The sequence below is a fragment of the Paenibacillus amylolyticus genome, from assembly GCF_051136285.1.
Taxonomy (GTDB): domain Bacteria; phylum Bacillota; class Bacilli; order Paenibacillales; family Paenibacillaceae; genus Paenibacillus; species Paenibacillus amylolyticus_F.
The window spans coordinates 3,620,907-3,646,862 of the sequence record NZ_CP194938.1 but is presented as its reverse complement, the minus strand read 5'-3'; the positions used below and the strand labels follow the sequence as shown (position 1 = coordinate 3,646,862).

18 protein-coding genes, 10 tRNA genes, 3 rRNA genes and 1 other RNA gene are annotated in these 25,956 nt (G+C 48.1%); 31 read left to right on the top strand and 1 reads right to left on the bottom strand.

Annotated elements, in window-relative coordinates:
- The first annotated feature begins 1 nt into the window (after position 1).
- The 3 genes from ACR8BL_RS16080 (at position 2) to argS (ending at position 2,811) form a co-directional block, all read left to right on the top strand.
- Positions 2 to 307 carry a DUF6171 family protein gene (locus ACR8BL_RS16080; protein ID WP_434748555.1) on the top strand — a complete coding sequence of 102 codons (306 nt, stop codon included), beginning with the start codon at positions 2 to 4 and terminating at the stop codon, positions 305 to 307.
- A 402-nt stretch (positions 308 to 709) separates the two neighbouring features.
- Positions 710 to 1,135 carry a DUF1934 domain-containing protein gene (locus ACR8BL_RS16075; protein ID WP_434748554.1) on the top strand — a complete coding sequence of 142 codons (426 nt, stop codon included), beginning with the start codon at positions 710 to 712 and terminating at the stop codon, positions 1,133 to 1,135.
- Entirely contained in the window at positions 1,132 to 2,811 is a 1,680-nt protein-coding gene (argS, locus tag ACR8BL_RS16070; protein WP_434748553.1) for an arginine--tRNA ligase, read from the top strand. Before ACR8BL_RS16075 ends, argS begins: the two co-directional genes overlap by 4 nt.
- Positions 2,812 to 3,002: 191 nt before the next feature.
- On the opposite strand, the gene ACR8BL_RS16065 is transcribed toward argS, so the two are convergent.
- Complete coding sequence (locus ACR8BL_RS16065) at positions 3,003 to 4,157, bottom strand: S8 family peptidase (protein ID WP_434748552.1); 1,155 nt, start codon at positions 4,155 to 4,157, stop codon at positions 3,003 to 3,005.
- A gap of 479 nt (positions 4,158 to 4,636) precedes the next feature.
- Here ACR8BL_RS16065 and rpoE point away from each other — a divergent pair, with 479 nt between their 5' ends.
- The 28 genes from rpoE (at position 4,637) to ACR8BL_RS15925 (ending at position 25,872) form a co-directional block, all read left to right on the top strand.
- Positions 4,637 to 5,206 (top strand): DNA-directed RNA polymerase subunit delta, encoded by a 570-nt coding sequence (rpoE, locus tag ACR8BL_RS16060; protein WP_434748551.1) that lies wholly within the window; start codon positions 4,637 to 4,639, stop codon positions 5,204 to 5,206.
- A gap of 494 nt (positions 5,207 to 5,700) precedes the next feature.
- The gene (locus ACR8BL_RS16055; RefSeq protein WP_434748550.1) at positions 5,701 to 7,305 is read left to right on the top strand and encodes a CTP synthase; all 1,605 of its coding nucleotides are present in this window, start codon (positions 5,701 to 5,703) and stop codon (positions 7,303 to 7,305) included.
- 227 nt (positions 7,306 to 7,532) lie between these two features.
- Positions 7,533 to 7,919 carry a response regulator gene (locus tag ACR8BL_RS16050; protein ID WP_090924863.1) on the top strand — a complete coding sequence of 129 codons (387 nt, stop codon included), beginning with the start codon at positions 7,533 to 7,535 and terminating at the stop codon, positions 7,917 to 7,919.
- Between the two features lie 263 nt (positions 7,920 to 8,182).
- Entirely contained in the window at positions 8,183 to 9,037 is an 855-nt protein-coding gene (fba, locus tag ACR8BL_RS16045) for a class II fructose-1,6-bisphosphate aldolase (RefSeq protein ID WP_434748549.1), read from the top strand.
- A 147-nt stretch (positions 9,038 to 9,184) separates the two neighbouring features.
- Positions 9,185 to 10,438, top strand: coding sequence for a UDP-N-acetylglucosamine 1-carboxyvinyltransferase (locus ACR8BL_RS16040; RefSeq protein ID WP_434748548.1), 1,254 nt, complete (start codon positions 9,185 to 9,187; stop codon positions 10,436 to 10,438).
- 498 nt (positions 10,439 to 10,936) lie between these two features.
- Positions 10,937 to 12,262, top strand: a complete 1,326-nt coding sequence (gene rho / locus ACR8BL_RS16035; RefSeq protein ID WP_434748547.1) for a transcription termination factor Rho — start codon at positions 10,937 to 10,939, stop codon at positions 12,260 to 12,262.
- 135 nt (positions 12,263 to 12,397) lie between these two features.
- A complete protein-coding gene (locus ACR8BL_RS16030; protein WP_434748546.1) occupies positions 12,398 to 13,672 on the top strand; it encodes a radical SAM protein in 1,275 nt (424 codons plus the stop codon).
- Positions 13,673 to 13,775: 103 nt separating this feature from the next.
- The gene (gene rpmE / locus ACR8BL_RS16025) at positions 13,776 to 13,973 is read left to right on the top strand and encodes a 50S ribosomal protein L31 (RefSeq protein WP_017691286.1); all 198 of its coding nucleotides are present in this window, start codon (positions 13,776 to 13,778) and stop codon (positions 13,971 to 13,973) included.
- Between the two features lie 154 nt (positions 13,974 to 14,127).
- Positions 14,128 to 14,395: signal recognition particle sRNA large type (ffs, locus tag ACR8BL_RS16020), an RNA gene on the top strand.
- A 175-nt stretch (positions 14,396 to 14,570) separates the two neighbouring features.
- Positions 14,571 to 16,316, top strand: a complete 1,746-nt coding sequence (gene dnaX, locus ACR8BL_RS16015) for a DNA polymerase III subunit gamma/tau (RefSeq protein ID WP_434748545.1) — start codon at positions 14,571 to 14,573, stop codon at positions 16,314 to 16,316.
- A gap of 61 nt (positions 16,317 to 16,377) precedes the next feature.
- Positions 16,378 to 16,689 carry a YbaB/EbfC family nucleoid-associated protein gene (locus tag ACR8BL_RS16010; RefSeq protein WP_366291911.1) on the top strand — a complete coding sequence of 104 codons (312 nt, stop codon included), beginning with the start codon at positions 16,378 to 16,380 and terminating at the stop codon, positions 16,687 to 16,689.
- A gap of 35 nt (positions 16,690 to 16,724) precedes the next feature.
- On the top strand, positions 16,725 to 17,324 hold the full coding sequence (recR, locus tag ACR8BL_RS16005; RefSeq protein WP_434748544.1) for a recombination mediator RecR: 600 nt from the start codon (positions 16,725 to 16,727) through the stop codon (positions 17,322 to 17,324).
- Positions 17,325 to 17,524: 200 nt separating this feature from the next.
- A complete protein-coding gene (locus ACR8BL_RS16000; RefSeq protein WP_434753142.1) occupies positions 17,525 to 17,794 on the top strand; it encodes a DUF2508 family protein in 270 nt (89 codons plus the stop codon).
- Positions 17,795 to 17,841: 47 nt separating this feature from the next.
- On the top strand, positions 17,842 to 18,111 hold the full coding sequence (locus ACR8BL_RS15995) for a pro-sigmaK processing inhibitor BofA family protein (protein WP_434748543.1): 270 nt from the start codon (positions 17,842 to 17,844) through the stop codon (positions 18,109 to 18,111).
- Positions 18,112 to 18,503: 392 nt separating this feature from the next.
- A 16S ribosomal RNA gene (locus ACR8BL_RS15990) occupies positions 18,504 to 20,059 on the top strand.
- Between the two features lie 130 nt (positions 20,060 to 20,189).
- Positions 20,190 to 20,306: ribosomal RNA gene (gene rrf / locus ACR8BL_RS15985) — 5S ribosomal RNA — on the top strand.
- A gap of 34 nt (positions 20,307 to 20,340) precedes the next feature.
- Positions 20,341 to 20,417: transfer RNA gene (locus tag ACR8BL_RS15980), tRNA-Ile, on the top strand.
- A gap of 91 nt (positions 20,418 to 20,508) precedes the next feature.
- Positions 20,509 to 20,584, top strand: a tRNA-Ala gene (locus ACR8BL_RS15975).
- 202 nt (positions 20,585 to 20,786) lie between these two features.
- Positions 20,787 to 23,712, top strand: a 23S ribosomal RNA gene (locus ACR8BL_RS15970).
- Together the 16S, 23S and 5S rRNA genes with 10 tRNA genes alongside form the textbook arrangement of a ribosomal RNA operon.
- An 80-nt stretch (positions 23,713 to 23,792) precedes the next feature.
- Positions 23,793 to 23,884: transfer RNA gene (locus tag ACR8BL_RS15965), tRNA-Ser, on the top strand.
- 42 nt (positions 23,885 to 23,926) lie between these two features.
- Positions 23,927 to 24,003: transfer RNA gene (locus ACR8BL_RS15960), tRNA-Met, on the top strand.
- A gap of 9 nt (positions 24,004 to 24,012) precedes the next feature.
- Positions 24,013 to 24,088 (top strand) — tRNA-Val (locus ACR8BL_RS15955).
- A gap of 5 nt (positions 24,089 to 24,093) precedes the next feature.
- Positions 24,094 to 24,169, top strand: a tRNA-Thr gene (locus tag ACR8BL_RS15950).
- Positions 24,170 to 24,178: 9 nt separating this feature from the next.
- Positions 24,179 to 24,256 (top strand) — tRNA-Asp (locus tag ACR8BL_RS15945).
- A gap of 19 nt (positions 24,257 to 24,275) precedes the next feature.
- Positions 24,276 to 24,348, top strand: a tRNA-Phe gene (locus tag ACR8BL_RS15940).
- Between the two features lie 11 nt (positions 24,349 to 24,359).
- A tRNA-Tyr gene (locus ACR8BL_RS15935) sits at positions 24,360 to 24,445 on the top strand.
- 7 nt (positions 24,446 to 24,452) lie between these two features.
- A tRNA-Lys gene (locus ACR8BL_RS15930) sits at positions 24,453 to 24,525 on the top strand.
- 150 nt (positions 24,526 to 24,675) lie between these two features.
- Positions 24,676 to 25,872, top strand: a complete 1,197-nt coding sequence (locus ACR8BL_RS15925; RefSeq protein ID WP_434748542.1) for a PucR family transcriptional regulator — start codon at positions 24,676 to 24,678, stop codon at positions 25,870 to 25,872.
- Positions 25,873 to 25,956 lie beyond the last annotated feature (84 nt).

Genomic DNA, 25,956 nt, shown 5'->3' with positions numbered 1-25,956 from the left:
CATGATGTCCTCAGGCTATGAACATCAACAGCGGCTAAGTGTGGTGAGAGATGAACCATGTAAGGGCTGCAACCGGCAATATGATATTCATATCAGCGATGCCAAAATGGCTCGGTTGGTTGAGATTGCTGCACGCTCACGTGCAACGGTAGAAGATGATGAGTATGAGCGCCGCCTTGCCATCTGTTCGGCGTGTCCGGATCTGCAGTACGGAACAACGTGCCGTCATTGCGGCTGTCTTGTGCCCGTACGTGCCAAAATGGCCGAGTCTACATGTCCTTATCCATATACATCACAGTGGGGATGATACGAATGAAGCGTTTCCGTGTGAATCCGGGTAAACACGTATTATTTTATATCGCCTAAAAACGTTTCCTTATAATGAAGTAAGAGAGCTTGCTTAACGAACGAAACTAACAAAATGAATAAACAACATAGCAAGATGAATGAAGCGAGCTAACGAGATAGATGCGAAGTGAGGGAGGGCTGCACGATACCAGTGCGGCTCTTCTTTTTGATGCCGTAACAAAAAAACTCTGAAATTGGATTTGAATTGAGCGGGTGAACTGGATATAGTTATACAGTAGAGTGTAGAGGAGTAAGTTATTCGGAATATGAGCGTGTATAGCGACACAATCATTCAGGAAGGGCTGTTCTCACCGGCCATCCTGATTTTGCGTCGCCTCGAATATAATGGAGGTTAACATTCATGTCGAAGATGCGACCGGTTCAGATCCGGCTGCACAGCCGTTATGAAGGGGAAGATGTACTGCAGGAAATGCAGGGAGAAGCTGTGGTCAAGGGAACATACTTGTATGTCCGTTACGAAGAGCCACAGGCTGGACCCGAGGGAGGCATGACCCGTACAACATTGAAGCTGGGCGGACAATCCATCAAGATTATACGTCATGGTGAGGTGGAGTCGGAGCAGACGTTCGAATTGAACCGAAAGCTTCCGGGTTTTTACCGTTCACCATATATGTCGTTTGCCCTGTCCACGCATACACAGAAGCTGGAACTTTCCATTCAGGGATTGAGCGCACGCGCAGCGTGGAGCTACGACTTTTACCGCTTTGATGAAGAAGCCGGACATTTTGCGATTAGTTTGCATATACAGGAGGAACCAAATTCATGACACGTAATCCACTAGACACCATTAACGAACGGGTAAGTACAGCCATCGGCAAAGCAATTGTGGCCGCAGGCATTGTAACACAGGAGGAAGTTCCAGCAATTACACTTGAAGTTCCTCGCGAGAAGTCACATGGCGACCTGGCTACCAATGCAGCGATGCAGTTGACCAAGATTGCCAAGCGTAACCCTCGTCAGATTGCTGAGGAGATCATTGCTAACCTGAATCTTGCGGATGCAGGCATTGAGAAGGCAGAGATTGCCGGACCTGGATTCATCAACTTTAAATTGGACAAGGGCTATCTCTATCCCGTGCTTAACTTGGTACATGAGCAAGGCGAGAACTACGGAAAAATCGATGTTGGAGCGGGGAAAAAGGTTGAGATGGAGTTTGTTAGTGCCAACCCGACAGGCAGTCTGCATTTGGGTCATGCCCGTGGTGCAGCTGTAGGGGATGCACTGTGCAACATTCTTGATTACGCAGGTTATGAAGTAACTCGTGAATATTACATTAATGACGCAGGGAACCAGGTGTTTAACCTGGCACGTTCTATTGAAGCACGTTACTTGCAAGAGCTTGGTCAAGATGCTGAAATGCCGGAAGATGGCTACCACGGCGAAGACATTAAAGGTTTCGCGAAGGAACTGGTTGCTGAAAAGGGAGATAGCTTGCTGTCTATGCACCCAGGAGATCGCGCAGCATACTTCCGTGATTATGGTCTGGAGAAAGAACTCGACAAGATCAAACGGGACCTGAACCGGTTCCGTGTGAATTTTGATATCTGGTTCAGCGAAACGTCACTGTATGATAATGGTGAGGTGCTTCGCGTACTGGACGAGCTGCGTGACCGCAACGAAATTTATGAAAAAGATGGCGCAACCTGGCTGAAAACGATGCAATATGGTGATGACAAGGAGCGCGTACTGATCAAAAACGACGGTACGTATACTTACCTGACACCGGATATTGCATATCACCGCGATAAATACTCCCGTGGTTATGACACGATGATCAACATCTGGGGAGCGGACCACCACGGATATATCCCGCGTATGAAGGCAGCGATGCAAGCGCTGGGTAACGATCCAGACAAACTGGTTGTCTTGATTGCGCAGATGGTCAGTCTGTTCCAGAACGGTGAGAAAGTGAAAATGTCCAAACGTACAGGTAAAGCTGTAACGATGGAAGACTTGATGGATGAAGTGGGCATCGATGCCATCCGTTATTTCTTCACGATGCGCAGCATGGATTCCCATCTGGACTTTGACATGGATCTGGCGATTTCGACATCCAATGAAAATCCAGTGTTCTACGTGCAATATGCACATGCGCGTGTATGCAGTGTGTATCGTCAAGCCGAAGAGCAAGGCATCGATCTGCTGCCGCTGGCACAGATTGATCTGTCCAAGCTGACAACAGAGCACGAGTATGACCTTCTTCGCAAAATGGGTGAACTGCCTGAAGAGATTGCAGCAGCGGCTACAGGTTATGCGCCGCACCGCATCGTTCGTTATGTCTACGAACTGGCATCCCTGTTCCATAGTTACTACCGGGCTGAGCGCGTCATTACGGAAGACGCGCAGCAAACCCAGGCGCGCCTGGCGCTGATCGGTGCCGTTCGCACCGTCATCGCGACAGCGCTCCGTCTGGTGGGCGTATCCGCACCAGACAAAATGTAACCCCTTCGGTCACGCGGCAGCAACATCATGCCGCGTGACCGAAGGCACAAAGTCTCCATGCCCCGCGCAAGCAGCTGCTTGCGCGCGGGGCATGGAGACTTTTTTGTGCCTGCTGCGCAAGGCGTGCCCGGCATCTGCCGGCATCCATTGCTGCGCAGCACAGGTGCCGGCGGCTTGCAGCGTCCGCCGGCTTATCCCCCGCCCTCCTGCATCAGCTTGAGGGCGTCAATCTCGCCACCGCGGATTTTACTCTTCGCGGTGGTGCTTTTGCGGGCGCGCAGCGGAACCGTCGCGCGCTTCACGAGCGACTTGATCTCGGCCGGAGACAGGCCGGGATGTCTGGCGAGCAGCAGTGCAATTGCACCGCTGACATGGGAGGTCGCCATGGACGTGCCGCTCATCTCATGGTGCTTGCCTTGCACCCAGGAGGACACAATTTTGTCTCCCGGGGCGTAGACATCCACATAAGCACCGCGATTGCTGAATGAAGCAATACGTCTATTTTTGTCGGTTGCTCCAACAGAGATGGTCTGTGGATATCGAGCAGGGTAATCAATACTGCGGCGTTTGCCGTCATTTCCTGACGAGGCTACGATGACGATACCGGCGTGATACGCACGGTTGACCACATCTAGCAAAGATTTACTGCGTGTTTTCATACCAAAACTCATATTGATAATATTGACCTTGTTGCGTACGCACCAGTCGATGCCAAGTACGATGTCGGAAACATAAGCAGACCCGTTGTGATCAAATGCTTTGACCGGGTAGATCAAAGCGCGCGGGGCAACACCGATCATTCCTTCGGTGCTGTTCGCAGCGGCGATCGTGCCCGCAATATGAGTACCATGTCCGTTGTCATCATGGGGAAGCAGGCTTCGGTTCAAGAGATTGATGCCACGGGCAAGGGAATACCGCAAATCAGGATGATGGTAATCTGCTCCGGTATCAATAACACCGATTTTGATCCGGTGTCCGGTTGAAACAGACCATACCTTGGGGGCACGAATCTGTTTCACTCCCCAGGGTACACCTTGAGGCGTGCTTGGTTTGTTGTGGAGAGCAGTCGAATGCAGAGAGACAGGGCTATCTTCCTCTACCGTGATGTCATCTCCGTAACGATACAACATTTCTGGACTCTGTATAGGGGCAATGAGGGTTCTGGCAAGCCGGGAGGCCCGAACGCCTCCCAGATCGGTAAATTCATTGCGCATTCGGGATAATTCAACGAGACAGGCCTCGTATTGCTGCGGTTTGGCGAACCGAATCAGATAACGTCCCCCGTGTTCAGGCTCGGGGCATCTCATTCCGTCAATCAACTGATGTAATAATCCGGTATAGTCCATTATGGGCTGCCCCCTTCGGGATGAACATGCTGAGGTATTCTATGAATGCGTTCATCCCAGTGCGTGGGGAACTTGCCCTTTTTTTACAAAAACACGTTCTCTTCGTGTCAAAACGGGCGCAGGTACATATGATGGATGGAGAGCTAGAGGGCTCTTGCGGGGAACCTGGTGAGGAGCAATCCTACGAGGGTATACAGTCAGAAGGCGGAGGGGACTCCGTCTTTTACATATGATTTTGTTCTGCTCCTTCCAAAGATCACTATTGTGATTAGTCGTCTTTTGTTCATTCCGTCCATTGAAATGAGCCGATTGGGATATGGATTAAAAGATGGTTGTGTAAATATGGGACATGCTTACAGAAAAACTTGCTTTTTAACGCTAAATAGGTTTTACTTAGGTTTGTTAATGGATATGTTATACGTAACGTTCCAGTTTGCAGGGGATATAAAGTGAATTATGTGTGAGAGGAAGTGTCTTCAGTGAGTACCTCACTCAATTTGAAAATTGATAAAGAAAAGGTGAGAGAGATTCCTTTGGTGGATCTTGCCTTTATGGTGCTGAAAGCGGCCAACACGCCGTATTACTACCGGGATTTGATGAATGAGGTAGCGAAGCAGCGCGGAATGACGGATGAAGAGATCAACGAGTATATTGCCCAGCTGTATACCGAAATTAATATCGATGGCCGTTTTGCATGCGTCGGTACGAGTCTGTGGGGATTGAAACGCTGGTATCCGGCTGGATCGGAAGATTCCATGACGGGTGCGAAGCGTCCGCGTATCATCAACGATGAAGATGATGATCTGGAAGACGAAGACTTTGGTGAAGAGGAAGACAGCTACAACAGCGACGAAGACTTCGACACCACAGAAGATAATCAAGACGAAGATGAAGACGAAGATGAAGATGAAGATGACATCTTTGACGAAGACGACAGCGAAGAAGAAGTTTTGGTTGAAGATGATGATCTGGAAGATGAAGACCTCGATGAAGACGATGAAGAGTCCGAAGACGAGGAAGAATTTGCTGACGATTCCGATAAAGGGTAGTCCTTTTTGGTGTCTGATATTTACCCGTTTTCCCCCGATAGTCAGCCTTGACAGCAGGCGGGGTAACGGGTAAACTATTGCATGGGCTTATGAATGAGCGAGAATATATTTATGTTTTTTAGAGAAAGTGCCCCGTCCTGCGGGAGTACTTTCTTTTTGTATTTTTAGAGACAGAATGATGTCAAACGATTACTTTTCCGACTGCTCCCGGCCAACCCTTTGCGGCCTGTTTTTTTTGTATTTTCAAACAAGAAAATGGAACCCTTAAGCGATGATCGGTTTGGGGACAAGCGTGGATGAAGGCTCCCGGAAAGTTTGCATTATTTTTTGTCAGGAACGATGTGTAGTTCAAGCCGTCTTCGCTGGAAAGAGCAGTTTGCAGATGCAGTTAATTTCTGCCATTGCTCTTTTTAACGATGATTACCTGGGAAACGGGTTACGATAACACCATATATCGCCTGAATTTCTGTACTTATATTAGGAGGGTAATAACAGTGACAAAGTATATTTTCGTGACGGGCGGAGTTGTGTCCTCCCTGGGCAAAGGGATTACGGCAGCCTCGCTGGGCAGACTGCTGAAGAACAGAGGACTCAAGGTAACGATTCAAAAATTCGATCCATACATCAATATTGACCCGGGAACGATGAGTCCTTATCAGCATGGTGAGGTATTCGTAACAGATGATGGTGCAGAAACGGATCTTGACCTTGGTCACTACGAGCGTTTTATCGATATCAACCTCTCCAAAAACAGCAATGTCACAACAGGTAAAGTGTATTCTTCCGTTATTAGCAAAGAGCGTCGGGGAGAGTATCTGGGCGGTACAGTTCAAGTGATTCCGCACATCACCAACGAGATCAAGGAGCGTGTATTCCGCGCTGGGCGTGAAGCGGGTTCGGATGTCGTTATTACAGAGATTGGCGGCACGGTGGGCGACATCGAAAGCTTGCCATTCCTGGAAGCGATCCGTCAGATTAAGAGTGATGTAGGCCGTGACAACGTGATGTACATTCACGTTACGCTGATTCCGTATATCAAAGCTGCCGGCGAAGTGAAAACAAAACCAACACAACATAGCGTGAAGGAATTGCGGAGCATTGGTATCCAGCCAAACGTTATCGTTTGCCGTACAGAGTATGAGTTGTCCAAGGACATGAAAGCCAAAATCGCACTCTTCTGTGATATCGATGAAAATGCTGTAGTGGAATGCCGCGATGCGAGCACGTTGTATGAAGTACCACTCAACCTTCGTGAAGAAGGTCTGGATGAGATCGTAGTAAACCACCTGAAACTGACTACTCCTGCACCGGATATGAGCGAGTGGGAAGGGCTGGTTGATCGGATCAACAAGTTGGAGCGTACAGTTGAGATTGCCATCGTTGGTAAATATGTAGCGCTGCATGATGCTTACCTGAGTGTTGTGGAATCATTGTCTCATGCAGGCTTTGCCTCCAATGCGGATGTGAAAATTCGCTGGATTCATTCTGAGGATGTTACCGATGAGAACGTAGGCGACCTGCTTCACGGCGTTGGCGGAATTCTCATTCCTGGAGGTTTCGGCGACAGAGGTATTGAAGGTAAGGTATCCGCGATCCGTTATGCTCGTGAGAAAAATATTCCGTTCTTCGGGATTTGTCTTGGTATGCAAGTTTCCGTAATTGAATATGCGCGTTCCATCGTTGGATTGAACGGTGCAAACAGTTCCGAGATCAACCCGGCTACTGAATTCCCGGTCATCGATCTGTTGCCTGAACAGAAAGATATCGAAAATCTGGGTGGCACCATGCGTCTGGGTCTGTACCCTTGTAAGCTTCAGGAAGGTTCTTTGGCGATGGCTTGTTATGATGATGAATTGGTATATGAAAGACACCGTCACCGGTACGAGTTCAATAATGAATACCGTGAAGCGATTGAAAAAGCGGGCCTTGTCATTTCCGGTACATCACCGGACGGACGTCTGGTTGAGATTGTGGAACTTCCAGGACACCCTTGGTTCCTGGCAGTGCAGTTCCACCCGGAATTCACTTCCCGTCCAAATCGTCCGCAGCCATTGTTCCGTGAGTTCGTGAAAGCTTCTCTGGAGAATGCAGAGAAATAAAGCAATTCGTTTGTTCAAAAATTAAGCATTGAAGGGTGTTTCTAGCTGCTGGTAAGGGGCTGAAGCACCCTTTTATTTTTGGTGAAAAAGTGGATTAAATTATATTTTGTCAATTTGAGATCACAGGAGGATTTAAATGGAAGAGGTAGAATACTTATCATGACGACTATGGGATAGTTATCCAGATACAATGTGTATATGCTTTCCTAATTCTAGGAGGTTACAGTGTGGAAGAGAAAAAAGTTCTGATTGTCGATGACCAAAATGGTATTCGAATTCTACTGATGGAAGTATTCAGCAGCGAAGGGTATAACACATTTCAGGCGGCGAACGGCAAAATTGCGCTCGAAATCGTCAATAAGGACAAGCCGGATCTGGTTTTGCTGGATATGAAAATTCCGGGGATGGATGGGCTTGAAATACTGAAGCATATCAAGGAGATTGACCCGGATATCAAGGTTATTATGATGACGGCGTATGGAGAACTTGACATGATTAAGGAAGCTACTGATCTTGGTGCGCTTATGCATTTTACGAAACCGTTTGATATTGATGAGATGCGTGTGGCTGTTAATATGCAACTCCGCAATGGTGCAGCGAACAAGTGCAGCTAAAATCCTGTAGACACAGGATTTTTTTTTGCGTCATTCACCTGTCTGTGTGTAATCATGAGAAAATGGGGTATTTCACCTGTTTCTGTAGGGAATATTGAAAATGGTGACGTCATCATGCCGTATCTCTGAAAACTGTGCTGCAAAGCACAGCATTTTTGCAAATGCTTGTTTAGTATTTGATATGGGATGTGGTATAATAAGCCCGTATGTGATTTCGGCTAAAAACCATAGACACAACCCAAACCCCTAGGAGGATTGAAACCATGCCATTAGTATCTATGACAGACATGTTGAACAAAGCACTTGAAGGAAAATATGCAGTTGGTCAATACAACATCAATAACCTTGAGTGGACTCAAGCGATTCTTGCTGCCGCTGAAGAAGAAAAATCCCCAGTAATCCTGGGTGTATCCGAAGGTGCAGCACGTCATATCGGTGGCTTCTACACTGTAGTTAAAATGGTAGAAGGACTCATTCACGACATGAAAATCTCCGTACCTGTTGCGATCCACCTGGATCACGGTTCAAGCTTCGACAAATGTAAAGAAGCGATCGATGCTGGATTTACATCCGTTATGATCGACGGTTCCCATCATTCTATTGATGAGAACATCGAAATGACTAAAAAAGTAGTTGAATATGCTCACGCTAAAGGCGTTTCTGTAGAAGCTGAAGTAGGTACTGTAGGCGGACAAGAAGATGACGTTATTGGCGGTATCATGTATGCTGACCTGAACGAGTGTATCCGTATCGTTAAAGAAACGGGTATCGACACATTGGCACCAGCTCTTGGTTCCGTGCATGGTCCTTACCATGGTGAGCCTAACCTGGGCTTCAAAGAAATGGAAGAAGTTCGTGACGCGGTACAAGTTCCACTCGTATTGCACGGTGGTACAGGTATTCCTAAACACGATATCGATAAAGCAATCTCCCTGGGAACATCCAAAATTAACGTAAACACTGAAAACCAAATTGCTTTTGCAAAAGTGGTTCGTGAAGTGCTTGCTGCTAAACCGGATGCTTACGATCCGCGTACATTCATCGTACCAGGCCGCGAAGCAATTAAAGAAACGGTTAAAGGTAAGATTCGTGAGTTCGGTTCCAACAACAAAGCGTAATTTATTTTTACGAGTTCCATACTGTGAAATGGAAGAACACCGCCTAGCCGGTGTCTTTCCATTTTCACACCTTATTTCTACATCGTTAGCCATCAGCACGTATTGCCGTTCATCGGCTGCAAAACACGTAGGGGGACATTAAGCTTTATGGAAAAATTGATGATTAGCGGCGGACGTCCGTTACAGGGAACTGTAACTATAAGCGGCGCCAAAAACAGCGCCATTGCACTTATTCCTGCAGCATTGCTTGCCGAGTCAGAGGTCGTGTTGGATAACTTGCCGTTACTCAGTGACGTGGCAGTTTATGCGGAAATTTTGGAGGAACTTGGAGCACGTGTAACTTGGGAAGGCAGTCAGATGAAAATCGATCCTTCCGATATTAAATCAATTCCCATGCCGAACGGCCCCGTGAAGAAGCTTCGTGCTTCGTATTATATGATGGGGGCACTGCTTGGACGTTTTAAAGAAGCAACAATAGGTTTACCTGGAGGTTGTAATTTTGAGCCTCGGCCGATTGACCAACATATCAAAGGGTTCGAAGCGCTTGGCGCGACAGTAACCAATGAACATGGCTCCATCCATCTGCATGCTAAAGAGCTGCGCGGAGCTAAAATATATCTTGATGTAAGCAGTGTTGGTGCAACCATCAACATTATGCTGGCGGCCACTCGTGCCAAAGGCTCTACAATTATTGAAAATGCGGCTAAAGAGCCTGAGATTATAGATGTAGCAACACTTCTGAATTCCATGGGTGCCAGCATCAAGGGTGCAGGTACGGAAACGATCCGAATCGAAGGGGTTTCGGAGCTTAAGGGCTGTCGTCACTCCATCATTCCCGACCGAATTCAGGCCGGTACGTATATGATCGCTGCAGCGGCGACGCGCGGGGATGTACTCATTGATAATGTCATTCCTAAACATCTCGAGGCTTTAACAGCCAAGTTACTGGAGATGGGAGTGGGTATCGAGGAATTGGACGAAAGCATTCGTGTTATTGGACAGCCGAAGTACAGTCATGTTGATGTAAAAGCATTGGTATATCCAGGCTTCCCAACCGATCTGCAGTCCCCGATGACCAGTGTATTAACACAAGCGAACGGTGTAAGTGTACTGAGCGACTTTGTATACAGCAATCGGTTCAAACATGTGCCTGAGCTGGTTCGTATGGGTGCCAAAATTCGTGTAGAAGGTCGATCAGCCATTATTGAAGGTAGTGCTCTGAATGCGGCTAAAGTGAAAGCATCTGACCTTCGTGCCGGTGCGGCATTGGTCATTGCTGGGCTTACCGTCAGTGAAGGTGTTACCGAGGTGACGGGTGTTGAATTTATTGATCGTGGTTACGATCACTTGGTGACCAATCTGCGTTTGCTTGGTGCGGACGTGTGGCGGGAAACCGAATAGCAATTTCATGGGAGCAGCATCGTATACATCTTGCTTGAAGCGTGTTTATAACGATGCTGCATATCCTATAATACAATTGGGTAAACTATTCTAATGGATTTTAAAGTCTCTTCCGGATATGATGAACTGTATCAAGTTCTTGTTCCGGAGGGTCTTTTTTTGAAATAAACATCATAAGGCTTTATGAACATCATTTCTTATATTGTTTTTGAAAATCATTCCCTTTCTCCAATCCCCGGATTTGTTTGAACCTGCGCTCCATAGCCGGTCTTCCCGGATCGATCGCCCCATGTTAGGAGTTCACTCATTAGCGGATCATGCCATGTTATGGCCATTCCACCCGGAAAACTTACACACCAAGACAAGTATTTGCATTTTAACGGTTACATTCCGTACAATGGACAGAAGAGATTGTGGGCATGAACTGCGCTCTATAGCTTGTGTAGCTAACGAAACTATCCATTTCACGGACTCATTAATTGAATAGGTGGTTATTATATGGATCTACAGATTGCTGATTTAGAAGAAATGAAATTAACGGACCTCTATAAGCTGGCGAAAAAATACCAGATTCCTTATTACGGGACCCTTAAAAAGAAAGAATTAATTTTTGCTATACTCCGCGCACAAGCGGAACAAAGCGGTTTAATGTTTATGCAAGGTGTGCTTGAGATTTTGCCAGAAGGTTACGGCTTCTTGAGACCAATTAACTATTTGCCAAGTACAGAAGATATCTATATCTCGGCCTCACAGATTCGCAAGTTTGATCTAAGAACGGGTGACCTTGTGTCGGGTAAATGCCGGACGCCAAAGGAAAATGAAAGATATTTCGGTTTGTTGCAAGTCAACGCTGTGAATGGTGAGAATCCATCGGCGGCTGCAGAGAGACTTCACTTCCCGGCATTAACTCCATTGTACCCGCAGAAAAAACTGGTTCTTGAAACATCCCCGAGCCATTTATCCACACGTATCATGGATGTGCTTGCCCCGGTAGGTTTGGGACAGCGTGGATTGATCGTAGCACCTCCCAAAGCCGGTAAAACCCTTCTCCTCAAAGAAATTGCCAACAGCATCTCAACTAACAATCCCGAAATTGAACTTTTTGTCCTGTTGATTGATGAACGTCCAGAGGAAGTAACGGATATGTCTCGTTCGGTAAAAGGGGAAGTTGTGGCTTCCACATTTGATGAGTTGCCGGAAAACCATATCAAGGTAGCAGAACTGGTACTAGAACGTGCCCTGCGTTTGGTTGAGGCGAAAAAGGATGTCGTTATTCTTCTGGACAGCATTACACGACTGGCTCGTGCATACAATCTGGTGATTCCGCCATCTGGACGTACATTAAGCGGTGGTATTGATCCGGCGGCATTCCATCGTCCGAAGCGTTTCTTCGGTTCCGCTCGTAATGTGGAGGAAGGCGGCAGCTTGACCATTTTGGCCACTGCGCTGATTGATACCGGATCACGTATGGATGACATCATTTATGAAGAATTTAAAGGTACGGGAAACATGGAGCTTCATCTGGATCGCAAATTGGCTGAACGCCGTATTTTCCCTGCCATCGATATTCGCCGTTCCGGTACACGCCGTGAAGAGGTACTGCTTAGCAAAGAAGAGCTGGATACGATCTGGGCCATTCGTAAAAATATGAATGATTCGCATGACTTCGTTGAAGGTTTCCTGAAGAAACTGCGGAACAGTAAAACGAACGCCGAGTTCCTGGCTGCGTTTGATGCGGCTGGTAACAGCCCTTCCAGCAATGCAGGAACAACAACTACTCGTCGCTCCCCGAGACAAACGGCTACATCGGGAACGTCGAATTAACATTTTTCTTTACACCCCGGTACCACATGGAACCATGCATAATTTGTAACACCACGCTTGCGGCTGGACTGCAATGTGGCTGCATAATAATACAATCGTCGTTAGGTTTAACCCAATATATGTGAGGAGAACATCATGTATTTAGTATACGCAGATGAAAAAGGTAATGTATTTGATCATCCTTCCCTGTACGGGCTTGCCCGCAGCGGAGATATGATCGTGGAGATTATGGAGGATGAGTTGATTCCTCTGCCAGAAGGCGCAACGTTGGTTGGGCTTCCGAGTACCCGGCCGATTGGTATGAACCCGGATACGGGCGAGATGCTACCGTTGCCAAGTGATACACAAGCCGTAGGTGCACTGTTGCCGCAAGGTTTCACGCGTCTGTGTTTGCCCGGTTACGTGAAAACGGATAAGGAATACAAGCTGCCGTTGTTCGGTTATTCCGCTGTCGTATGGAAAGATGGGGGATTTTACGTTACCGCTTCTCAATCCGATATCCCCGAGAAATGGAACCCGATGAACTGTGATCGTGACGATGTACGTTCCGGTGTTAAGCGGTTTACCGAAAAGTACCCGGAAAATCGTTTGTACACCCACCTGTCCAATTGCGCACTTGGTTATGAGTGTCTTACTTCTTCCAACACGTTCTTGAATCGCTGGGAAGGCGGAGTTCCTGTATCCTACTCTTGTAATGCTGGCTGTTTCGGTTGTATCTCCGAACAGCCGGATGACAGTGGTTTTGTATCACCACAGACACGGATGAATTTCCGCCCGCGTGTGGATGAGATCGTTGAAGTAATGCTGGAGCATCTCAAAACGCCTGAATCCATTATTAGTTTCGGACAGGGATGTGAAGGAGAGCCTTCCACACAGGCCAAGCTGATTATCGAAGCTATTCGGGAAGTACGCTCCATTACGGATATGGGGTATATCAACATTAACACTAATGCTGGTCTGAATGATCATATCCGCGGCATTGTGGACGCAGGACTTGATCTGATGCGTGTAAGTACGATCAGTGCACTGGATGATCATTACAACGCATATTACAAACCTCGTGGTTATACACTGGCTAATGTAGAGAAATCCATGAAGTATGCTGCGGAGCAGGGCGTATACACATCCATCAACTATCTAATCTTCCCGGGTGTAACCGATCGTGAGGAAGAGATTGAGGCGATGATTGAGTTTGCCCGCCGGACTAATCTTCGTTTGGTACAGATGCGCAATTTGAATATTGACCCCGAGAGTTATCTGGGACTGATTCCCCCGGCACAGGGCGATATTCTGGGTATGAAGCAGATGCTGGAGATCTTTGCTGAAGAGCTACCGGATGTTGTTATCGGGTCATATACTCATGTTCCACCGGCAGGGATGGCTCGTCCCAAAAAGCTGATCACCTCTTGAATGAATTAGATTGCAACAGGGTTTAGGCCGTGTTATAATCTGCTGTGTTGTGCCATTTACTCTGGGTCCGCTTGAGGCTCAGGGCGGAAAGAGGTGAAAGGTAATGAAAGAAGCAATTCATCCTAATTACACGATTGGTCAAGTATCCTGCGCATGCGGTAATACTTTTGAGACTGGTTCGGTTAAAGACGGACTTCGTGTAGAGATTTGCTCCGCGTGCCACCCGTTCTTCACAGGTAAACAGAAGTTTATCGATGTTGGCGGCCGTGTAGATCGTTTCAAAAAGAAATACGGAATCTAATAGCACAATTCCTTGCGGATTGTCTAATTATTGTATCTCAATCACCCCTGCTATTTCGGCAGGGGTTTTTAGTTACATATGCAGAGAGAAAGTGTACCGTTTCCATGTTCCGGCCAGTTGCATTTTGAACTACCTTACGTTATACTATTTCTTACCGTGCTAGACGGGGAGGTAGCGGTGCCCTGTAACTCGCAATCCGCTATAGCGAGGTTGAATTCCTGTTAGAGGTTTTGTCGATGTGAGGTTTGGTCCCTGAACGTGGTGTTGACGGTTGGGTCCTCCGCAATGAGTACTCATGAACCTGGTCAGGTCCGGAAGGAAGCAGCCATAAGTGAGATCACTCTTGTGCCGGAGGGTTGCCTAGCCCGAGCTATTGTTCAGGGGTGCCGCTTGGATCGCAAATATCGATAGCAGGTGCACGGCTTAACTTTTAAAATGTAGAGACCTTTGCAGCAGTATGAATGCAGGGGTCTTTTTTGATATGTTATAAAACAGCGCATGAAATGTGTCAGATAAAGTTTGGATTCATCCTGGAATATAGTATAATGGGGTGACGACAACGGACTCGAATGCGAAGTGGAAGGAAGGTAACGCATCATGGAGCATATCGCGTTATACCGGGCGTGGCGTCCTCAGTCGTTTCAGGATATGGTGGGACAACAACATATTATTCAGACCTTGCAGAACGCGATTCGTGAGCAGCGGACTTCCCATGCCTATTTGTTTAGCGGGCCCCGAGGGACGGGGAAGACAAGCGCGGCCAAAATATTGGCCAAAGCTGTAAACTGTGAACGTGGACCTGCAACTGAGCCCTGTAACGAGTGTGAGGCTTGCCGCCGAATTACGAACGGCGCTGTCATGGATGTGCAGGAGATTGATGCTGCCTCCAATCGGGGCGTCGAGGAGATCCGTGATCTTCGGGAAAAGGTGAAATATGCCCCAACCGAAGTCCGGCAGAAGGTTTATATTATTGATGAAGTACACATGTTGACGACAGAGGCGTTCAATGCTTTACTCAAAACATTGGAGGAACCACCGCCACATGTAATGTTTATTTTGGCAACGACAGAACCACATCGTTTGCCGGCTACGATTATATCGCGCTGTCAGCGATTTGACTTTCGCCGGGTATCCCTGGAGGAGCAGACAGCTAGACTGACTTTGATCTGTGAACAGGAAGGTATGGAAGCAGATCATGATGCATTACAGTACATTGCCCGTTTATCTGATGGGGGGATGAGGGACGCGCTCAGCGTTCTGGATCAAATCTCTTCATTTACCGATGGGCGAGTAACGTATCAGCAGGTTATGGATATGACTGGTGGTATTGCCTCGGAGCAATTTGCCAAGCTCGCAGCTTCCTTGCTCAAAGGAGATGTCGGTCATATTTTACAGATGATTGAAGGCTTTATGCACGAGGGTAAAAGTGCGGACAAGTGCATGGAGAATCTGCTCTATTACTTCCGTGATCTGCTGATGATCAAAATGGTACCGGATGCGGACAAGCTGACGGATCGAGTGCTGAATCCGGAATCGTTTCGAGATATGGCGGAATCCTTCACGAAGGAACAGTTGTTCCAGATGATCGATACGCTGAATCGGTACCAGAGTGAGATGAAATATGCAGTTCAACCGCAGACATTATTTGAGGTGGCTCTGCTTAAACTGTGTAGTATCCCGGCTTCAGGTGGAGCGGTTGTATCGGTTGGGGCAACTTCTCCATCAACACCAGCTGATGCCGGAGAGATCAATCGGTTGAAACAACAGCTAACCGAGCTCGAGAAGAAGCTTGACCGGGCGCTCAAAAGCGGTTTGTCGGGTGGAGAGGCTGCTTCAAGTGCTCCTGCTCGGCCAGCATCGCGCGCGCCAATGTCCAGGGCTAACGCCCCGGTGAAGCTCCCGGCAAATTTGGATCAATATATTGCGCGCAAAGGGTCTCCGGAGTTCGCGGAGATCAGCAAAAAGTGGAGCCAGATTCTGCAGCGTGTTAAAGAGGAGAAGGTTACGGTTCATGCCTGGTTTATGGATGGAGAACCGGTTTCGCTGCTCGAAGACAACGTGCTGGTCGCTTTCAAAAACAACATCCATCGTGAAACAACAGAGAAGCAGGCGAATCGTGATGTCATTGAGCGGGTGCTTTCCGAACAGCTCGGGCGTCAAGCGCGACTTGTGACGATGATGCTCAGAGATTGGACTGGCGCGATGGAAGGAGCTTCTGAGACGCCAAAGGAGGATTTTAAGCTTGAACCTGAGCATGAAGATGGTGGTTCAGGTGATAAGCAGCCTTGGATTGATGAAGCTATTCAGTTATTTGGCGAGGGTCTTGTAGTCATTAAAGAGTAGTGCAATGAAATAAATGAAGTGTGTATATATTGAGATAACCACAATAAAGGAGATGACGGATATGAATAACATGAACCAAATGATGAAACAAGTGAAGAAAATGCAGGAGCAGATGTTGAAAGCGCAGGAGGAGCTTGCGGACAAAACAGTCCAAGGGACTTCTGGTGGCGGGGTTGTAACAGCTGAAGTAAATGGACATAAAAAACTGCTCTCTATTACCATCAAGCCTGAAGCGGTAGATCCGGAAGATGTTGAAATGCTTCAAGATCTTGTGATGACTGCTGTTAATGATGCTATGGCCAAAGCGGATGAGATTGCCAATAAGGATATGGGCAAATTTACAGGCGGCATGAATATTCCGGGGTTATTTTAATTTAAATTAATCCTGTCCAAAGGAGACACAACCGATTGTATTATCCTGAACCGATAGCTAAGCTGATTGACGCCTTCACCCGTCTTCCGGGGGTGGGTCCAAAGACGGCGGCGCGTTTAGCTTTTCATGTGCTTAACATGAAGGAAGATGACGTTATTGATTTTGCCAAAGCACTCGTCAGTGTGAAGCGTAATCTTCATTATTGTTCTGTGTGTTGTAATATTACGGATACGGACCCTTGCCGGATTTGTCAGGATAAGTCGAGAGATGGTTCTGTCATCTGTGTAGTTCAAGATTCGAAAGATTTGGTGGCTATGGAACGTACCAAGGAATTTGATGGATACTATCATGTATTGCAGGGGGCAATCTCTCCGATGGAGGGAGTCGGTCCGGATGATATACGTTTGAAAGAACTCTTGACGCGTTTGAGTGATGAACGGGTTAAAGAATTGATTCTGGCGACGAACCCGAATATTGAGGGTGAAGCTACAGCGATGTACATTTCCCGTCTAGTGCGTCCATTTGAGATTAGTGTTACCCGTATTGCCCATGGACTGCCTGTGGGTGGAGATCTGGAGTATGCGGATGAGGTTACACTCTCGAAAGCGTTAGAAGGTCGCAGGGAAATGCGCTAAGGGTCATTGTTGTCTTTCAGCGTGATAAAGATGTAATTTTTTATAAAACTAAATGTACAAATCGATTGTAACTACAGGGGAGAGCCGCGAGCTCTCTCTTTTTTTTTGCGTTAAAACATAAGTCAAAGTTCTAAGTTTGTCCCCTTCTTGATATGTATGAGAATGTGCTGTGTAGAAGAAAAGGAGGGGGAATTGTGTTGATGTGGCGTTTAACTCAAAGGTTAGGGGAGAAGCGGAAGAGAGAGCTGGCGGATCTGGAGGCGGAGCAGATTTATGTGGATGTGCAGAAGGCTAAACAGGAGTGGGAACGTGCGATGAGACAGTTTGAAGACGCGCTGGGAGAGGACGAGATTGATTATGCCATCTATGTGCTTGAAGCGGCAGAGAGGAAATATCAAATTCATTTAAAACGGGCGAAAAGGTTAATTGGGGTGGATATGGCAACTACTAAGCAAGAAGTTAGCATTTAGTGTGGTACGTTTAGAGGGTGTCTCGATTACAGTTGGAGGTGATGAATATGAAGAGCATTATTCTGGGAAGTATATTGGTGGCATCTCTGTTGGCACTTGTTATCGTTTTGTTTAGAAAACGAATAGGATTATCGATTTTTACATCGATCGGAATTCATCTGGTACTGGTGGCAGCTGGAATCTATATCGTAAATTACTCTGGCTGGGTAACAGGGATGTATATCCCGTTGAACCCTGCAACGATAGGGACGGTTACTGTTTTAGGTCTACCGGGCGTTGGGCTATTGTTAGGGTTGAAGTTTTCTTTGTTTGGGTAGTTGACTATTGGGAAAGATATATGGTACATTATATCTCGTTGCTTTGCTTGCTTGGTTACACGCTTTACTTGAAACGAACGAAGTTCACTGTGAACTTCGAAAAATAATTTCAAAAAAAGCTTGACCGAAACAAACAGAGTGTGGTATATTATAAAAGTCGCCGCTGAGACAAAATGGTGACAAAAAAACAAGTTTGATCTTTGAAAACTGAACAACGAGTGAGTGAACATTCTGCTTGCAGAATGAACGCGAAAGTTCGAGACAAGCCTTGGCTTGGGTCGACTGGAGCACAAATGAGATTTTTAATCTCGTCAGATTCAAAATGAGCTTATCGCTCTTTTCAATACCCCGATGAGTTTGATAGCGTTTAACGACGCTGACCAAATTCATCTTCATTGGAGAGTTTGATCCTGGCTCAGGACGAACGCTGGCGGCATGCCTAATACATGCAAGTCGAGCGGACTTGAAGAGAAGCTTGCTTCTCGGACGGTTAGCGGCGGACGGGTGAGTAACACGTAGGCAACCTGCCCTCAAGCTTGGGACAACTACCGGAAACGGTAGCTAATACCGAATACTTGTTTTCTTCGCCTGAAGGAAACTGGAAAGACGGAGCAATCTGTCACTTGGGGATGGGCCTGCGGCGCATTAGCTAGTTGGTGAGGTAACGGCTCACCAAGGCGACGATGCGTAGCCGACCTGAGAGGGTGATCGGCCACACTGGGACTGAGACACGGCCCAGACTCCTACGGGAGGCAGCAGTAGGGAATCTTCCGCAATGGGCGAAAGCCTGACGGAGCAATGCCGCGTGAGTGATGAAGGTTTTCGGATCGTAAAGCTCTGTTGCCAGGGAAGAACGCTTGGGAGAGTAACTGCTCTCAAGGTGACGGTACCTGAGAAGAAAGCCCCGGCTAACTACGTGCCAGCAGCCGCGGTAATACGTAGGGGGCAAGCGTTGTCCGGAATTATTGGGCGTAAAGCGCGCGCAGGCGGTCATGTAAGTCTGGTGTTTAATCCCGGGGCTCAACCCCGGATCGCACTGGAAACTGTGTGACTTGAGTGCAGAAGAGGAGAGTGGAATTCCACGTGTAGCGGTGAAATGCGTAGATATGTGGAGGAACACCAGTGGCGAAGGCGACTCTCTGGGCTGTAACTGACGCTGAGGCGCGAAAGCGTGGGGAGCAAACAGGATTAGATACCCTGGTAGTCCACGCCGTAAACGATGAGTGCTAGGTGTTAGGGGTTTCGATACCCTTGGTGCCGAAGTTAACACATTAAGCACTCCGCCTGGGGAGTACGGTCGCAAGACTGAAACTCAAAGGAATTGACGGGGACCCGCACAAGCAGTGGAGTATGTGGTTTAATTCGAAGCAACGCGAAGAACCTTACCAGGTCTTGACATCCAACTAACGAAGCAGAGATGCATCAGGTGCCCTTCGGGGAAAGTTGAGACAGGTGGTGCATGGTTGTCGTCAGCTCGTGTCGTGAGATGTTGGGTTAAGTCCCGCAACGAGCGCAACCCTTATATTTAGTTGCCAGCACTTCGGGTGGGCACTCTAGATAGACTGCCGGTGACAAACCGGAGGAAGGTGGGGATGACGTCAAATCATCATGCCCCTTATGACCTGGGCTACACACGTACTACAATGGCCGGTACAACGGGCAGCGAAATCGCGAGATGGAGCCAATCCCAGCAAAGCCGGTCTCAGTTCGGATTGCAGGCTGCAACTCGCCTGCATGAAGTCGGAATTGCTAGTAATCGCGGATCAGCATGCCGCGGTGAATACGTTCCCGGGTCTTGTACACACCGCCCGTCACACCACGAGAGTTTATAACACCCGAAGTCGGTGGGGTAACCGCAAGGAGCCAGCCGCCGAAGGTGGGATAGATGATTGGGGTGAAGTCGTAACAAGGTAGCCGTATCGGAAGGTGCGGCTGGATCACCTCCTTTCTATGGAGAATCGTTTCCCGCGTGGAAACATTCAAAAAGTCTTCAGGAAGTATGCTTCCGAAGCGAGCTTTACTTCGTAAAGTTTTTAACTCACTCGTTGCTCAGTTTTGAGAGCTCAAACTCTCAAACGTTTGGTGGCGATAGCGAAGGGGTTCCACACGTTCCCATCCCGAACACGACCGTTAAGCCCTTCAGCGTCGATGGTACTTGGACCGCAGGGTCCTGGGAGAGTAGAACGCCGCCAAGCGTAACCCATTATGGGTTCGATAATTTTATAATGTGGGCCCTTAGCTCAGTTGGTTAGAGCGCACCTCTGATAAGGGTGAGGCCGGTGGTTCGAGTCCACCAGGGCCCACCATTTAAACTTCATAAAGTGTTTTTGTACGGGGCCCCCGAAAAGTAATCGGAATAAACTTCGTAGCCATACTTCACTTTTTGGGGTGAATTATGGGGCCATAGCTCAGCTGGGAGAGCGCCTGCCTTGCAAGCAGGAGGTCAGCGGTTCGATCCCGCTTGGCTCCACCAACAAGATTTTATAAGCTTGTTCTTTGAAAACTAGATATCGAAACGAAACAAACGCGAATTAGAACATTCCTTTTTAGCTGAACTTGTGTATAACAAGTTTCAATAAAAACGGTAGATTGCTGGAGCGAGTGATCGAAATGGAGCAACTTTTGGCTTTGCGCAAGCAAACCAAGCGGAGCGACAGCTCGAACACGAGCGCAATGGTTAAGCTACTAAGAGCACACGGAGGATGCCTAGGCGCTAGGAGCCGATGAAGGACGTGGCGAACAACGAAACTGCCTCGGGGAGCTGTAAGCAAGCTTTGATCCGGGGATGTCCGAATGGGGAAACCCAGCTGGGGTAATATCCAGTTACTCACAACTGAATACATAGGTTGTGTAGAGGCATACCAAGGGAACTGAAACATCTAAGTACCTTGAGGAAGAGAAAACAATAGTGATTCCGTCAGTAGCGGCGAGCGAATGCGGAGAAGCCCAAACCAGAGAGCTTGCTCTTTGGGGTTGTGGGACGTCTCACATGGAGTTACAAAGGAACCGGTTAAGCGAAGAGGTCTGGAAAGGCCCGCCAAAGAAGGTAAAAGCCCTGTAGTTGAAAGTCTGTTCCCTCCGAGACGGATCCCGAGTAGTGCGGGGCACGTGAAACCCCGTATGAATCCGGCAGGACCATCTGCCAAGGCTAAATACTTCCTAGCGACCGATAGTGAAGCAGTACCGTGAGGGAAAGGTGAAAAGCACCCCGGAAGGGGAGTGAAATAGAACCTGAAACCGTGTGCTTACAAAAAGTCAGAGCCCGTTTTAGGGGTGATGGCGTGCCTTTTGTAGAATGAACCGGCGAGTTACGTTCCCGTGCAAGGTTAAGGTGAAGAGCCGGAGCCGCAGCGAAAGCGAGTCTGAATAGGGCGCCATAGTACGTGGACGTAGACCCGAAACCGGGTGATCTACCCCTGTCCAGGGTGAAGGTGCGGTAACACGCACTGGAGGCCCGAACCCACGCATGTTGAAAAATGCGGGGATGAGGTGGGGGTAGCGGAGAAATTCCAATCGAACTCGGAGATAGCTGGTTCTCCCCGAAATAGCTTTAGGGCTAGCCTCGGAAAACAGAGTCGTGGAGGTAGAGCACTGATTGGGTGCGGGGCCCGCAAGGGTTACCAAGCTCAGTCAAACTCCGAATGCCATAGACTTACTTCCGGGAGTCAGACAGTGAGTGCTAAGATCCATTGTCAAAAGGGAAACAGCCCAGACCATCAGCTAAGGTCCCCAAGTGTGTGTTAAGTGGGAAAGGATGTGGAGTTGCACAGACAACCAGGATGTTGGCTTAGAAGCAGCCACCATTGAAAGAGTGCGTAATAGCTCACTGGTCGAGTGACTCTGCGCCGAAAATGTAACGGGGCTAAACACACCACCGAAGCTATGGCTTGATGCATTGCATCAGGGGTAGGGGAGCGTTGTATAAGGGTTGAAGGTGTACCGTAAGGAGCGCTGGACATTATACAAGTGAGAATGCCGGTATGAGTAACGAAAAGATCAGTGAGAATCTGATCCGCCGAAAGCCTAAGGGTTCCTGAGGAAGGCTCGTCCGCTCAGGGTAAGTCGGGACCTAAGGCGAGGCCGAAAGGCGTAGTCGAAGGACAACAGGTCGAAATTCCTGTACCACCGTAAATCGTTACGAGCAATGGGGGGACGCAGTAGGGTAGTGACGCGGACTGATGGATGTCCGTCTAAGCAGTAAGGCTGATGTGTAGGCAAATCCGCACATCGTAAGGCTGAGCTGTGATGGGGAGCGAAAATTACAGTAGCGAAGGTCATGATCTCACACTGCCAAGAAAAGCCTCTAGCCAGATGAAGGTGCCCGTACCGCAAACCGACACAGGTAGGCGAGAAGAGAATTCTAAGGCGCGCGGAAGAACTCTCGTTAAGGAACTCGGCAAAATGACCCCGTAACTTCGGGAGAAGGGGTGCCCCGGTAGTGTGAATAGCACGAGGGGGCCGCAGTGAAAAGGCCCAAGCGACTGTTTAGCAAAAACACAGGTCTGTGCGAAGCCGTAAGGCGAAGTATACGGGCTGACGCCTGCCCGGTGCTGGAAGGTTAAGGGGAGTGGTTAGGAGTAATCCGAAGCTGTGAACCGAAGCCCCAGTAAACGGCGGCCGTAACTATAACGGTCCTAAGGTAGCGAAATTCCTTGTCAGGTAAATTCTGACCCGCACGAATGGCGTAACGACTTGGGCGCTGTCTCAACGAGAGATCCGGTGAAATTTTAATACCTGTGAAGATGCAGGTTACCCGCGACAAGACGGAAAGACCCCATGGAGCTTTACTGCAGCTTGATATTGAATTTGGGTACGATCTGTACAGGATAGGTGGGAGCCTTAGAAGCATGAGCGCCAGCTTGTGTGGAGGCACCGTTGGGATACCACCCTGATCGTATCTAGGTTCTAACCTGGTGCCCTCATCGGGTACGGGGACAGTGTCAGGTGGGCAGTTTGACTGGGGCGGTCGCCTCCTAAAGAGTAACGGAGGCGCCCAAAGGTTCCCTCAGAATGGTTGGAAATCATTCGAAGAGTGCAAAGGCATAAGGGAGCTTGACTGCGAGACCTACAAGTCGAGCAGGGACGAAAGTCGGGCTTAGTGATCCGGTGGTACCGCATGGAAGGGCCATCGCTCAACGGATAAAAGCTACCCTGGGGATAACAGGCTTATCTCCCCCAAGAGTCCACATCGACGGGGAGGTTTGGCACCTCGATGTCGGCTCATCGCATCCTGGGGCTGAAGTAGGTCCCAAGGGTTGGGCTGTTCGCCCATTAAAGCGGTACGCGAGCTGGGTTCAGAACGTCGTGAGACAGTTCGGTCCCTATCTGTCGTGGGCGTAGGAAATTTGAGAGGAGCTGTCCTTAGTACGAGAGGACCGGGATGGACGTACCGCTGGTGTACCAGTTGTTCCGCCAGGAGCACCGCTGGGTAGCTATGTACGGACGGGATAAGCGCTGAAAGCATCTAAGCGTGAAGCCCCCCTCAAGATGAGATTTCCCAGTATGTAAGACCCCTTGAAGACGACGAGGTAGATAGGCTGGGGGTGGAAGTGCAGCAATGCATGGAGCTGACCAGTACTAATCGGTCGAGGGCTTATCCAATAGCAAGTTTGGTTTGCGTGAGTTTCGTTTCGAATCTAGTTTTCAAGGAGCAATCCTTGAACAATGTTTAGATTGTCTTTGGAGAGATACCCAAGTGGCTATAAGGGGACCCTCTGCTAAGGGGTTAGGCTGCGTAAGCGGTGCGAGGGTTCGAATCCCTCTCTCTCCGCCATCTTTACCTAAAGATGGACAAGCAATCAAACATCAATAATATGGCGGTGTAGCTCAGCTGGCTAGAGCGTACGGTTCATACCCGTAAGGTCGGGGGTTCGATCCCCTCCGCCGCTACCATATTACCCAGGAGGCTTAGCTCAGCTGGGAGAGCATCTGCCTTACAAGCAGAGGGTCGGGGGTTCGATCCCCTCAGCCTCCACCATATACGCCGGTGTAGCTCAACTGGTAGAGCAACTGACTTGTAATCAGTAGGTTGGGGGTTCAAGTCCTCTCGCCGGCACCATTAATGCATGGAACCGTGGTGTAGTTGGCCTAACATGCCTGCCTGTCACGCAGGAGATCGCGGGTTCGAATCCCGTCGGTTCCGCCATTAATTCTTAATTAAATACGGCTCGGTAGCTCAGTCGGTAGAGCAGAGGACTGAAAATCCTCGTGTCGGCGGTTCGATTCCGTCCCGAGCCACCTTTAATCCTGGAGGATTAGCGAAGTGGCCAAACGCATCAGACTGTAAATCTGCTCCCGTACGGGTTCGGTGGTTCGAATCCATCATCCTCCACCAGTTTTATGAGTCATTAGCTCAGTTGGTAGAGCACCTGACTTTTAATCAGGGTGTCGAAGGTTCGAATCCTTCATGACTCATCTTAAAAAAGAGTGATTGATCATTAATTTGATCGAACACTCTTTTTTTGCATGACCAGAAATAGAACAAACTACTCGATAAAGAGCGCCACACACCAAGATATGATAAACTAATGATAAAAAATAAAGCAGAGTGGTGACGTTCATTATATGAAGCTCATACCTGATTTAAAACAGCAAATTGAATTCGTTATAAACACCACATTGGACGAATATGAAATCACATTGCATGAGTGGATGCAATCTATTAATAATCTGATGGGTTCGGACGAAAATAAACCACAGATCATGCGAAGCGAAGCTGGTGAAGGAGAACTTGAGTCTGAAGCAAATTCATACATTTCATCAGATATTGTAAGTTTACACAATGGTGAGCGTGTTTTTTTTAAAGTTGGCATGAATGAGCAAGAAAGAAGCATTGTATGCTGGGGATGTGATGCTGGATCAATTACAATGGAGAATCGTCGCCTGATCGAGTTGCTAATTCTCAGCAATGCAAGGTCAACTCCTAGCGGTGAAACACCGCAACTTGTGAACGACACTGACAAACAACTATCCTCACTTGGAGTATGGCTTCAAGAGCAGATTAAGGCTTATCAGACAGGCAGTCCAGAACCCCTGCCCGAATCATTTACTTCTATAGCGGGATTTCAGGAAGAGAAGGTTCTTTTTCTCTTGCAAGGCGAGACCCCGGATTCTCAGCGTGTGCACACCAAAGTGTTGAATAAGCTGTTGGAAAGCTATTTTGGTGAAGGGATTACTTTAATACCGCTTGGAAAGCAGGAATGGCTCTTTATGGGTGATGAAGAAATTGTCACTGGTGAGGCAGATGAAGACACAGCGGAGGCGAGGAAAGATTCGCTCAATGCATTTTGTATGGGATTATATGAGTTGGTTGCCAGTGAGTTCGCAGGAGTGTTCCATCTTTCTGCTTCACTGCCGTGTAATCCAAAAGAAGCGCTGGTTCAGGTGACTGCCCTACTGCGGGAGAGTATGCATCTTGGACGTTCCTTCCATGTCACTCAGCACATTCATCTTCCATGGGATTTGCAGCTGGAGCAATTGGTGGACAGTATATCGGAGCATCAAAGGCTGCGCTTTATTCGCGATACTGGCAAGGGCACACTGATTTTTAATGACAGCGAGACGTTGGCCACACTGGAAACCTTCTTTACTCTAGACTGTAACGTCAGTGAGACAGCGAAGCGTTTGTTTATCCATCGCAATACGCTGGTGTATCGCCTAGATAAGATCAAACAGGAGATTGGTTATGATGTTAGACACTTCAAAGGCGCGATTGTTGTGCAACTTTTATTGCTAATGTACAAAGTGACGAAAAAGGTTTGATATTTTTGTGCAGTTTGCGAATAGTCAGATAACCAAGGAATAGGGTATTATAAATATACAAATTGTATTCGATTACAAAATGAT